Here is a 12,261-nt window from a genome sequence, read left to right on the forward strand (position 1 = left end):
GGTCTGCCCATGAGCGAGGCCGCCCTCCGCAGCGACGCCCAGGCCCCGCAGGGCGATGCCGACGAGATCCTGGACCGGATGCAGCAGGCCGGCCTCCAGGCGGAGGTCTCCGCCCGGAGGCTGGCCGAGTACTCCTACGACGCCTCGAACTACCGCGTGGTCCCGCTGGCCGTCGTCTTCCCGCGCAGCGCCGACGACGTCCTGGCGATCGTGCGCGTGTGCCGCGAGACCGGCACGCCCCTGATCGGACGGGGCGGCGGGACATCCATGGCGGGCAACGCGGTGGGCCCCGGCGTCGTCGTGGACTTCTCGCGCCACCTCACGGCCATCCGCGTCCTGGATGAGGACGCGCGGACCGTCGACGTCGATCCCGGGGTGGTCCTGGCGGATCTGACCCGTGAGGTCGAGGCGGCCACAGGCGGGCGGCTCACGTTCGCCCCGGACCCGTCGTCCGCGAACCGGGCCACGGTCGGCGGGGCGATCGGCAACGACGCCTGCGGCAACCACTCGGTGCGCTACGGGCGGACCTCGGACCACGTGGTCGAGATCGACGTCGTCACGACCGACGGCGCCCGTCTCACCGCGACCAACCGTGGTCTGCGCGCCACCGATCCGCACGACGTGCACTCCGAGCGACGCGCCCGTGAGCTGCTGGGGCAGCTGGAGCAGCTCGGCCGGGAGAACCTGGCGCCCTTCCGGCTCGAGCTCGGACGCATCCAGCGGCAGGTCTCTGGCTATCACCTGCAGAACCTGCTGCCCGAGCACAGGCTGGACATCGCCCGCGCGCTCGTGGGCTCGGAGGGCACCTGCGCCCTGGTGGTCGGGGCCCGCATGCGCCTGGTGCCCAGACCGCCCAGCGCGCTGCTCGTGTGCCTGGGCTACGACGACGTCGTGGATGCCGCCCGCGACATCACGACGATCCTCGAGTTCTCCCCAGCGGCGGTGGAGGGCACCGACGCCGCGATCGTGGAGACCATGCGGGCGCGCCGCGGTCCGGACTCTGTTCTAAGACTGCCCGACGGCCGCGCCTGGCTGTTCGTGGACCTGGACGGTGAAGACCAGGCCGCCGTCGAGGGCCAGGCCGAGCGGCTGCTGGAGCGGCTGGCGCGCAACGGCAGGCTCGTGGAGGGCCAGGCCGTCCCGGCCCCGGCGGAGCGCGCCTCCCTGTGGCGCGTCCGCGAGGATGGGGCGGGGCTGTCCTCGCGCCTGGCCAGCGGCGGCGAGTCCTGGCCGGGCTGGGAGGACTCGGCCGTGGCCCCGGAGGACCTGGCCGACTACCTGGCCGAGCTGCGGGTGCTGATGGACGAGCACGGGCTGGACGGGGTCATGTACGGGCACTTCGGCGCCGGCTGCATGCACATTCGGATCACCTACGACCTGCGCACCGACGACGGCCGCAGGGTCTTCCGCGAGTTCACCGAGGCCGCGGCCCGGCTCGTGGTGCGCCACGGCGGGTCCTTGTCGGGGGAGCACGGCGACGGGCGCTCCCGCTCCGAGCTGCTGACGCTGATGTACTCGCCGCAGGTCCTGGCCGCCTTCGTGCGCTTCCGCCGGCTGTGGGACCCGGAGGGCATGCTCAGCCCGGGCATCATGACCGAGCCCGACCGAATGGACGACCACCTGGCCCTGGAGGCCGTCCCGCAGCGCGAGTGGCGCACGAGCTTCGATCTCAGCCCCGCCCACTCCCACACCTCAGGTGCGGCCGGCGGAGCGGGCGCCGGCCAGAGCGCCCCCGACCCCTGGGTGCACGCCGTCCAGGGCTGCATCGGCGTGGGGCGCTGCCGGGCCGACACCGGCGGGGTGATGTGCCCCAGCTTCCGGGCCACGCGCGATGAGAAGGACTCCACGCGCGGACGCGCCCGGGTCCTTCAGGAGATGGTCCGGGGCGCGAGCAGCGTCCAGGAGGGGTGGCGCTCCGAGGAGGTCCGCGAGGCGCTGGACCTGTGCCTGTCCTGCAAGGCGTGCTCGACCGACTGCCCCGCCGGGGTCGACATGGCCACGTACAAGTCGGAGTTCTTCGATCATTACTACGCCGGGCGCCTGCGTCCGGTCGCGCACTTCTCCCTGGGGTGGCTGCCGCGGTGGCTGCTCGTGGCCGGGCGGATCGCACCAGTCGTCAATGCGCTGCTGTCCACGCCGCTGGCCAAGGCGGCAGCCGTGCTGGGCGGGCTGACGCCCCAGCGCAGGATGCCGCGCTTCGCTCGGACGGGGCAGTGGCGGCAGGAGGTCGCGGACGCCGCGGTCGCCCCGGGAGCGGGCGATGCGGTGCTCTTCGTCGACACCTTCACCCGCGGGTTCCGCCCCGAGGCCGCCGGCGCTGCCGCTCGCGTCCTGCAGCAGGCCGGCGAGCGGGTCGAGTGCTCGGCCGAGGCGTGCTGCGGGCTCACCTGGATCTCCACGGGGCAGCTCGGCACCGCTCGGCGGCTTCTGGCGCGGGCCGCGGAGGCCCTCGACGACGGCACCGAGCGCCCGATCGTGGTGGTCGAGCCCAGCTGCGCGGCCGCGTTGCGCAAGGACCTGCCGGACCTGGTGCCCACCGACCAGGCCCGGCGCGTGTCCCGACGGGTGCGCAGCTTCGCCGCGCATCTGGCCGAGCGGACGGCGCAGGGCTGGCGGCCGGAGCCGTCGGCCCCGATCCCCGATCGCGTCGTGCTGCAGACCCACTGCCACGAGCACTCCGTGTTCGGCCCCGCCTCCCAGCGCCGGGTGCTCGCTGCCGCCGGCGTGCGCGAGGTCGTGGATGCCGCCGGGTGCTGCGGCGTGGCCGGGAACTTCGGCTTCGAGGCCCAGCACTACGACGTCAGCATGCAGGTCGCCGAGAACGAGCTCGCCCCGGCGCTGCGCGGCGCGCGCGAGGAGGATCCCGTGCTCACCGACGGCTTCTCCTGCGCCATGCAGGTGGACCACCTGGAGCCCCAGCGCCCGGGGATGCACCTGGCGCAGCTGCTGGATCCGGGGCCCCGTCGGGCCCCGCAGCAGACCAGGTGGCCCCAGGCCACCGAGCCGAACAACCCGAGCGAGACCAGGAAGAGGAGCCACGATGAACACCCAGGATCATGCCCGCACTGCCCATGAGGTCATCTCCGCGGTGAGCACGGGGCTGCTCATCGACGGCGCCTGGGGCGAGTCCGCCACTGGCGCTCGCTTCGAGGTGATCAACCCCGCCACGGAGGAGGTCATCGCCACGGTGGCCGACGGCGGACCCGACGACGCCCGCCGAGCCATCGAGTCCGCCGGGCGCGCTCAGCCCGAGTGGGCCCGCACCGCCCCGCGCGAGCGCAGCGAGATCCTGCACCGGGCCTTCGACCTGGTCATGGCCAGGCAGGACGAGCTCGCCCTGATCATGACCTCGGAGATGGGCAAGCCGCTGGCCGAGGCCAAGGGCGAGGCCGCCTACGCCGCGGAGTTCCTGCGCTGGTTCTCCGAGGAGGCCGTGCGCATCGGCGGGGACCAGATGCTCTCGGGCGACGGGAAGACACGCTTCATGGTCTCCCAGCGACCGGTGGGCCCGTGCGTGCTGGTCACGCCGTGGAACTTCCCGCTGGCCATGGGGGCGCGCAAGATCGCCCCGGCCATCGCCGCCGGCTGCACCATGGTGTTCAAGCCGGCCGAGCTCACCCCGCTGACGTCGCTGGCGCTGGCCGACATCCTGCTCGAGGCCGGGGTGCCCGCCGGAGTGCTGAACATCGTGTGCACGACCGATGCCGGCTCCGTCGTCGAGCCGTGGATGTCCAGCGGGATCGCGCGCAAGATCAGCTTCACCGGGTCCACGGCGGTGGGTGTCAGGCTGCTCGAGCAGGCCTCGCAGCACGTCATGCGCTCGTCCATGGAGCTCGGCGGCAACGCGCCGTTCCTGGTCTTCGAGGATGCCGACCTGGACCGCGCGGTCGAGGGCGCCTTCGCGGCCAAGATGCGCAACATGGGCGAGGCCTGCACCGCGGCCAATCGCCTCTACGTCCAGCGCTCGGTCGCCGACGAGTTCTCCCGCCGTCTCGCCGAGCGACTCGGCGCGCTGAGCGTGGGCGACGGGCTGGCGGAGGGCGTGCAGGTGGGCCCGCTCGTGGAGCCCAAGGCCCTGCGCAAGGTCCAGGAGCTCGTGGACGACGCCGTCCAGCGCGGCGCCGAGGTGATCTGCGGCGGCTCGCGCCCGGAGAGGCCCGGCTACTTCTACCGCCCGACGGTCCTCTCGGGCGTCGACCCGTCCTCGAGGCTGATGGGCGAGGAGATCTTCGGGCCGGTGGCCCCGGTCATCCCGTTCGACACGGAGAAGGAGGCCATCGCCCTGGCCAACGACACCCCCTGGGGGCTGTCGGGCTACCTGTTCACACAGGATCTCGACCGCGCCTTCCGCGTGGGGGAGGCCATGGAGGTCGGGATGGTCGGGCTCAACACGGGCATCGTCTCCAACCCGGCCGCGCCGTTCGGCGGCATCAAGGCCTCGGGCCTGGGCAGGGAGGGCGGTCGCGTGGGCATCGACGAGTTCCTCGAGACCACGTACATGGCCATGCCGCGCGGCTGAAGCCCGGCCTCAGTCCAGGGCCGCGACCAGCCTGCCGATCGCGTCCTCCATGTGGCCGACGAGCAGGCGGTCCAGCCCGGCCAGATCGGCGCGGCCGATCGCCTCGGCGATGTGCCGATGCTCCTGCAGCCGCGGGGACTGCGAGCTGTAGCGCTGCTCCAGGGCGGTGATGCACATGCGGGTCTCGACCATGAGCGTGGTGTGCATCCGGGTCAGCCGCGGGCTGTGCGCCAGGGACACGAGCGTGGTGTGGAAGTCGATGTCGGCCTCGGTGACGGCCACGAGGTCGCCGCGGCCGGCCGCGTCCTCCATCTCCTGCACGATCCGCAGCAGCTGCTCCTGCGCCGCGGCAGGATCCGTCTCCGCAGCATGTGCGGCAGCGGCGCGCTCGAGCGCCGTGCGGGCCAGGTACATGTCGCGGACGTCGTCGTCGGTGACCTCGATGACGAAAACGCCGCGATTCCGCACGCTGACGAGCAGGCCCTCCTGGGTGAGGCGCTGCATGGCCTCGCGCAGGGGGCCGCGGCTGACGCCGAGGCTGCGGCTGAGCGCGGCCTCGTTGAGCTGCTGTCCCGGAGCCAGCTCCCCCTCGCCGATCGCGCGGCGCAGCTGCCGGGCGATCAGCGCGGGGGTGGACTCCTGGACGACGGGGTTCAGTGCAGCGGGCGGCAAGGAGGCCTCCGGGTAGGCGTTGAGGATTGTCGACGATCCTACCGTGCGCTCCCAGCGCGCCGCTCTGTTGTTCAATGAGCGACATGCGCTTGAGGCGGAATGGGTCAGATGCTTCAATGATTGTTGACAATCCTACGAGGGAGACTCCCATGAGCTCGTCGCAAGCAGCACAGGATCCGGGGTCGCAGCGCGACCCGTCGGCGCACGACGCCGATCACCAGCCCGCCGCGCCCGATGCGGGCACCGTCCACCGCGCCGTCGCCGCCTCCGCGATCGGCAACGCGACGGAGTGGTTCGACTACGGCGTCTACGCGGTCTCCGTCGGCTACATCACCCACAACTTCTTCCCCGGCGAGTACGGCACCGTCCTGGCGCTGGCCACCTTCGCCTTCTCGTTCCTGGTCCGCCCGCTCGGCGGCCTGTTCTGGGGCCCGCTCGGCGACCGCCTGGGCCGCAAGGCGATCCTGGCGCTGACGATCATCCTCATGGCCGGCGCCACGTTCTGCATCGGCCTGCTGCCCTCCGTCGAGACCATCGGCGTGCTGGCCCCGATCCTGCTGATCGTCCTGCGCGCCGTGCAGGGCTTCTCCACCGGCGGCGAGTACGGCGGCGCAGCGACCTTCATGGCCGAGTACGCCCCGGACCGCAAGCGCGGCTTCCTGGGCAGCTTCCTGGAGTTCGGCACCATGGGCGGCTTCGCCCTGGGGTCCCTGATCGTGCTGCTCGGCGAGACCTTCCTGGGCCATGACGGCATGATGGAGTGGGGATGGCGCATCCCGTTCCTGATCGCCGGCCCCATGGGCCTGATCGGCATGTACCTGCGCTCCAAGCTGGGGGAGACCCCCGTGTTCGAGGAGGCCGAGGAGCTCGACGCCACCCAGGACAGCGCCCTCGGTGGGCTCAAGGACCTGCTCACCGGCTACTGGCGCCCGATCCTCACCATGGCCGGGCTGGTCATCGCCGTGAACGTCGTGAACTACACGCTGCTCAGCTACATGCCCACCTACCTCGAGGGCACCGGCGGCATGGAGTACCAGACGGTGCTGACGATCTCGTTCGTCACGCAGTTCGGCATGATGCTGCTGATCCCCTTCGCGGGGTCGCTGTCCGACCGGCTGGGGCGCAAGCCCGTGTGGCGGATCTCCCTGGTCGGGCTGATCGTGATGTCCGTGCCCATGTACATGCTGATGTCGCAGGGCGTGTGGGGCACGCTGATCGGCATCAGCGTCCTGGGCCTGCTCTACGTCCTCCAGCTGGCCACGATCTCGGCGACCTTCCCGGCCATGTTCCCCACCAAGGTGCGCTTCGCCGGGTTCGCGATCACCTACAACGTCTCCACCTCGCTGTTCGGCGGCACCGCCCCGTCGGTCAACGAGGCGCTGATCGAGGCGACCGGCAGCCCGCTGGTGCCGGCGTTCTACATGGTCGCGGCCTGCATCGTCGGACTGATCGCGGTGCACTTCATGAAGGAGACCGTGGGCGCGTCTCTGCGCGGCAACGACATCCCGGAGACGGGGTCGCAGGAGATCGTGCGGATCCGCGCCGGGAAGGCCTGAGCTGCCCTCTCATGTCCCCGCGCCGCGGGGCCCGATCGGCCCGCTCGCGGCTCGGAGCGGCAGCACCAGGCGACGGAGGCGGGGCCCGGACCGATCGGTCCGGGCCCCGCCTCCGTCGTGCTCCTGAGCGCTCAGCGGCTGGGCGCTGCGCAGGGATTCTCGGGAAACCCGCTCAGTCGCGTCGTCGTGCGGCTCAGCCGTCCAGCTCCGCGCGGGCGATGTCCAGTGCGCGGGCCAGTCGCTGCAGGCCCTCTTCCGTGCGCTCGGGGGTCGAGGAGGCGAAGCACAGCCGAAAGGCGTCCTGGAACCGGCCCGACGGGGACAGCGCAGGTCCCGAGATGAAGGCGACGCCCTCGGCCAGTGCGATCTCGAAGAGGCGGCTCGTGGAGATGCGCGCGTCCTCGCCCTGCAGGGTGACCCACAGGAAGAAGCCGCCCTGCGGGTCGGTGGTGACCACTCGATTGCCCAGGTGGCGGGCGATCGAGGCGTCCATGGCCTCCTTGCGCCGACGGTACTCGGTGCGCAGCCCCTCGAGGTGCTCCTGGTAGCCGCCCTGGCGGATGAAGCGTTCCACCACGTGCTGGTTCGGCACGTTGGTGCACGTGTCCATGGCCTGCTTGGCCGCGATCACGAGATCGCGCAGGCGGGGGTCGGCGTCGATCCACCCCACGCGCAGCCCCGGTGCCAGGACCTTGGAGAAGGTGCGCACGGAGAGCACCAGGGGGTCCTCCGGGCTGAGCTCGGCGAAGCTGAGCACTTCCTGGCCGGCGAAGCGCAGCTCGCCGTAGGGGTCGTCGTCCAGGATGACGCTGCCCCACTCGTGCGCCAGCTCGAGAAGGCGCTTGCGGCGCTCGAGGCTCAGCGTGGTCCCGGAGGGGTTCTGGAAGTTCGGGATCGTGTAGATCAGCCGCGGGGTGCGTCCTAGCTCGCCGACCTGGGCCTCGAGGGCCTCGATGTCCATGCCGTCGTCGTCCATGGGGATCTCGAGGATCTGGGCCCCGTAGCTCAGCGCGGTGCCGGAGCCGTTGGTGTAGGTGGGGCTCTCCACGACCACCAGGTCCCCGGGGTCCACGAAGAGCTTGAAGGCGATGTCCAGGCCCTGCATGCCGCCGGAGGTCACCACGATCCGCTCGGGCCGGGTGGGGCGCCCGGTCTGCGCGCTGAGCTCGATGATCGTCTCGAGCAGGCCCGGCTCGCCCTCGGTGGCGCCATAGGTGAACGAGCTGTCGTCCAGGACCTCGCCGGCCAGACGGCGGAACTCGTCGGTGGGGATGACCTCAGCCGCCGGCGCCCCCATGGCGAAGCGCACGATGTCGTGGGTCTGCGCGGCCAGCAGCGAGGTCGAGGAGTCGATCACCGAGCCCACGAGGCCATCGGCGCGGGAGGCCAGCGGAAGGCGGCCCTCGTGCGGGTCGCCGGCGATGCCCTCGGTCGGGCGGGGGGTCAGTCCGGGCACGGTGCTCAGGTGCGGGGTCGTCATGATCTGCTCACTTCCTGATGAGGGAACGCGGGAACGAGGTGAAGGTCTCGGCCCCGGAGCGGGTGATCCGCACCGATTCGGAGACCTCGTAGCCGAAGCCGGTCATCCACATGCCGCAGATGACATGGAAGGTCATGTTCTCGGCCAGGACGGTCTCGTCCTCGGTCCGGATGCTGATGGTGCGTTCGCCCCAGTCCGGCGGGTAGCCGATGCCCACGGAGTAGCCCAGGCGGCTGTCCTTCTCCAGGCCGCGACGGGCCAGCGACCAGTTCCACGCATGGGCGAGCTCGCGCACGGGCACGCCCTCGGCGGCGGTGTCGAGCACGACTTGCAGGCCCTCGGCCACGGCGTCCTCCAGGCGCAGGAGGTCGTCGCTCGGCTCGCCGAGCATCACGGTGCGGGCCAGGGGCACGTGGTACCTGCGGTGGGCGCCGGCGAGCTCGACGACGACGGCGTCGCCCTCGGTGAGCACGCGGTCCGACCAGGTGAGGTGCGGGGTGTCCGCGGAGGTTCCGGTGGGCAGCATGGGGACGATCGCTGGGAAGTCGCCCCAGGCCTCGCCGTCGCCCTCGGCCTGCGCACGGGCGATCTGGGCGGCCACCATGTTCTGCGGCACTCCCACGCCGATCGTGTCGATCGCGGCCTGCATGACGGCCGTGGTGACGCGTGCCGCGGTGCGCATGTACTGGATCTCGGCCTCCGACTTCACGGCGCGGACCCAGTTCACGAGCTCGAAGCAGTCCACGAGCTTCCACTCCGGCAAGGCGTTGAGCAGGCTGCGGAACCCCTTGGGGGAGAAGAAGTGGGCGTCCATCTCCAGGCCGACGGCGCCGCGGGTGGCGCGGGCGATGAGGGCCCGGCGGCGCAGGCTGAAGGCGATCCAGTCGAACGGGTGCAGGTGCGGGCGGTGCACATAGCGCTCCGGGTAGCCCACGATCTGCTCCGGCGGCAGCCAGGCAGTGCGGAAGGCGCCGTTGGCGTCCATCTCCCGAAGATGCAGCAGCATCTCGCCCTCGTCGGGCACGAAGAGCAGCTGCGGGGTGTAGAACGACCAGGCGTCGTAGCCCGTCAGATAGAAGATGTTCGCCGGATCCGTGACGATCAGGGCGCTGAGGCCCTGGTACTCCATCTGCTCGCGCACGGCCTTCAGCCGGCGGTCGTACTCGGCGCGCGTGAAGAGCGGCGGGCGGACGTCGTCATCGGGCGTCTGCTCCGGCTCCGGGGCGGCGTAGTCGCGGTTTCCCATGGGGAACTGAGTGCTGCTCACGATCCCGACCCTAGAACACCGCGTCGGATTGTCAACAATCCGCACATCCCCCTTCCCGCGAGTGGATGCTCAGTTGCGCTATCGGGGCTCTCAGCGCAACTGGGCATCCACTCGCGGGAAGGGGAGCGGGGTGGTGGCGCGGCTCACGGGCGCGACGGATCCCGAGGATAGGCTCGGGGCACATCGGCGACGGAGGGACGGTCATGCACATCGGCATCGACATCGGCACGGGCAGCACCAAGGGTGTCCTGGTGGATGGCGACGGCACCATCCTGCGGAAGGAGTCGGTGACCCACACGATGTCCTCGCCCTCCACGGGATGGGCCGAGTTCGACGCCCAGCAGCAGTGGTGGCCCGAGATCCAGCAGATCTCGCAGCGGCTGCTCGAGGGGCAGGATGCCGAGCAGGTCCACGGCGTCTGCGTCAGCGGCATGGGACCGTGCCTGGTGCTCATGGAGGAGGACTTCACGCCCGTGCGCGCCGCGATCCTCTACGGCGTGGACACCCGGGCCTTCCAGGAGATCGAGGACCTCACCGAGCAGCTCGGCGACGAGCGGATCGTCGCACGGTGCGGCAACTCCCTGTCCAGCCAGTCGATCGGCCCCAAGATGCGCTGGGTCCGCGATCACGAGCCGGACAGCTTCACGCGGGCCGTGCGCTGGGGGAGCGCGCATTCGTACATCCTCGGCATGCTCACCGGCGAGTACGTGCTCGATCACCACACCGCCAGCCAGTCGGATCCGCTCTACGACCTCACCGCCGAGACTTGGGCCGAGGACTGGTACGACGAGATCGCGGAGCACCTCGAGCGCCCCCGCCTGGCCTGGGCGAACGAGGCGGTCGGGTCGATCACCGCGGAGGCCTCCCGGGCCACCGGCCTGCCTGAGGGCACCCCGGTCTGCGCCGGGACCGTCGACGCCTGGACCGAGGCCTGGAGCGCCGGCGTGCGCGCCCCCGGCGACACCATGCTCCAGTACGGCTCCACGTTCTTCGTCGTGCAGAACCTGCGCAGCCAGGCCCATGAGGCGCAGCTGTGGTCCACGGCCGGCATCACGGAGGGCTCGCGCTGCCTGGCCGCGGGCACCGCGACCTCGGGCAGCCTGACCTCGTGGTGGCGCGGGCAGTGGGGCGATCCGGACTTCGGGCAGCTCGTCGAGGAGGCCGGCTCGGTTCCGCCGGGGGCGCGCGGGCTCGTGGTGCTGCCGTACTTCGCGGGCGAGCGCACCCCGATCTTCGATCCCGACGCCCGCGGCACCGTCATCGGCCTGACGCTCTCCCATGGTCCGGCGGAGATCTTCCGCGCGACCTACGAGGGCATCGCCTGCGGCCTGCGCCAGATCCTGGACCTGCTCGAGGAGGGGGTCGAGCGCCCGGAGCGGCTCGTGGCTGTGGGCGGCGGTACGCAGTCGCGGCTGTGGGTGCAGATCGTCAGCGATGTCACCGGGCGCTCGCAGCAGATCCCGGATCAGACGATCGGCGCCTCCTACGGGGCGGCCATGCTGGCGGCGGAGACCACGTCGGGGATCGACACCCGGGACTGGGCGTGCATCGGGGAGACGGTGGAGCCCGATCCGCAGCACCGCGAGCTCTACGACGAGATCTTCGGGCTCTACACGCAGCTCTACCGGGACAACCGGGAGACCATGCATCGCCTGGCCGAGCTGCAGCGCCGCAGCGACACCCCCGTCCAGGCCTGACCCGCCCCCGACGAGTGGATGTCCCGTTGCGCTGAGAGCCCCGATAGCGCAACTGGGCATCCACTCGGCGGGGGGGTCAGGAAGGCGGCGGAAGCAGGGCCTCGGCCAGGGCGCGGGCGGTCGGCTGGTCCGTCACCAGATCGTGGAAGCAGCCCATCCGCGCGGCGGCGATGATGCTCGGCACCTTCTCGGTGCCGGCGGCCACGGCCAGGCGCTGCGGGATCGCCAGGAGGTCGTCCAGGGGGATGCGCACCAGCCGCTCGGAGTCCGGGAACTCCAGCGGGCGGCCGTCGGGGTGGATGAAGTGCAGGCAGACGTCGCCGGCGGCGGTGAGGACCGCGGGGTCGTCCACCGGGATGCCGGAGGTGACCGAGCTGCGGGTCCGCGGCGGAGCGCCGATGCCCAGGATTGCGGCGGAGGCGCCGGCCCACAGCTGTTGGATGCTGCGGAAGCTGGGGTCCGTGCGCAGCGCCTCGTAGAGGGCGGGGGACGGCTTGGCCTCGGCGAACAGGAACCGGGGGCTGCCGCCGGTCTTGTGCGCCAGGGTGCGCACGAGCTCGTTGGTCTGGAACCACGGCTCGGGGTCGGCCTGCCCTCCCACGCCGGGCACCAGCACGAGCCCGGGCAGCTGGGGCAGCTTCTCGAGGCTCAGCTCGTAGACCGTGCGCCCCGAGGCCACGACCAGGACGTCGCCGGGCCTCAGCCGGTAGTCGAGCAGGGCCTGGGACGTCTGCTGGACCAGGGCCGCGCCCAGCGAGGTCTCGCGCCCGCCGCCGGAGGAGATCCGCACGCTGCGCACGCCCAGAGCCTGCGTCAGCTCGGCGCTCAGCGCCTGCAGGCCCGCTCCGCCGCGCGGCGGCGTCACGGTGATGGTCACCATGCCGGATCTGCGCGCCTCCTCGAGCAGGCGGCTGACGGTGGGGCGGGAGACACCCAGATGCTGGGCCACGTCCGCCTGGGTGCGGCCATGGGTGTAGTAGGCCTCCGCTGCCTCGAAGGCCAGCTGCAGGCGAGGATCGGCAGCGGTCATCGGGACCCCGGCTTCTGGGCGGTGGTGAACATCTGTTCAC

Annotated in this window: 8 protein-coding genes; 4 read left to right on the forward strand and 4 right to left on the reverse strand. The window is 71.6% G+C overall.

All coding sequences use genetic code 11. From position 1 onward, the window contains the following. Nucleotides 1-9: 9 nt before the first annotated feature. Together QSJ40_RS09120 and QSJ40_RS09125 are read left to right on the forward strand one after the other, a co-directional pair. Nucleotides 10-3,075: an FAD-binding and (Fe-S)-binding domain-containing protein gene (locus QSJ40_RS09120; protein ID WP_285730390.1), complete on the forward strand. Its 3,066-nt coding sequence runs from the start codon at nt 10-12 to the stop codon at nt 3,073-3,075. Then, nucleotides 3,041-4,519, forward strand: coding sequence for an NAD-dependent succinate-semialdehyde dehydrogenase (locus tag QSJ40_RS09125; RefSeq protein WP_285730392.1), 1,479 nt, complete (start codon nt 3,041-3,043; stop codon nt 4,517-4,519). The genes QSJ40_RS09120 and QSJ40_RS09125 overlap by 35 nt, the downstream gene beginning before the upstream one ends. 9 nt (nt 4,520-4,528) lie before the next feature. Here the strand turns inward: QSJ40_RS09125 and QSJ40_RS09130 are convergent, their stop codons facing one another. After that, complete coding sequence (locus QSJ40_RS09130) at nt 4,529-5,191, reverse strand: GntR family transcriptional regulator (protein ID WP_006214549.1); 663 nt, start codon at nt 5,189-5,191, stop codon at nt 4,529-4,531. A gap of 149 nt (nt 5,192-5,340) precedes the next feature. Here QSJ40_RS09130 and QSJ40_RS09135 point away from each other — a divergent pair, with 149 nt between their 5' ends. After that, nucleotides 5,341-6,747: an MFS transporter gene (locus QSJ40_RS09135; RefSeq protein ID WP_285730394.1), complete on the forward strand. Its 1,407-nt coding sequence runs from the start codon at nt 5,341-5,343 to the stop codon at nt 6,745-6,747. 193 nt (nt 6,748-6,940) lie between these two features. Here QSJ40_RS09135 and QSJ40_RS09140 read toward each other — a convergent pair whose 3' ends face one another. Together QSJ40_RS09140 and QSJ40_RS09145 are read right to left on the reverse strand one after the other, a co-directional pair. Next, nucleotides 6,941-8,227, reverse strand: coding sequence for an aminotransferase-like domain-containing protein (locus QSJ40_RS09140; protein ID WP_285730396.1), 1,287 nt, complete (start codon nt 8,225-8,227; stop codon nt 6,941-6,943). A gap of 7 nt (nt 8,228-8,234) precedes the next feature. Then, nucleotides 8,235-9,473 (reverse strand): M24 family metallopeptidase, encoded by a 1,239-nt coding sequence (locus QSJ40_RS09145; RefSeq protein ID WP_502875246.1) that lies wholly within the window; start codon nt 9,471-9,473, stop codon nt 8,235-8,237. A gap of 224 nt (nt 9,474-9,697) precedes the next feature. Here QSJ40_RS09145 and QSJ40_RS09150 point away from each other — a divergent pair, with 224 nt between their 5' ends. Then, a complete protein-coding gene (locus QSJ40_RS09150) occupies nt 9,698-11,191 on the forward strand; it encodes an FGGY-family carbohydrate kinase (RefSeq protein WP_285730401.1) in 1,494 nt (497 codons plus the stop codon). 76 nt (nt 11,192-11,267) lie between these two features. On the opposite strand, the gene QSJ40_RS09155 is transcribed toward QSJ40_RS09150, so the two are convergent. Continuing rightward, nucleotides 11,268-12,221, reverse strand: a complete 954-nt coding sequence (locus QSJ40_RS09155) for a sugar-binding transcriptional regulator (RefSeq protein ID WP_285730403.1) — start codon at nt 12,219-12,221, stop codon at nt 11,268-11,270. Nucleotides 12,222-12,261 lie beyond the last annotated feature (40 nt).

The organism is Kocuria sp. NBRC 114282, assembly GCF_030268385.1.
In the GTDB taxonomy this organism is placed as follows: Bacteria; Actinomycetota; Actinomycetes; order Actinomycetales; family Micrococcaceae; genus Kocuria; species Kocuria palustris.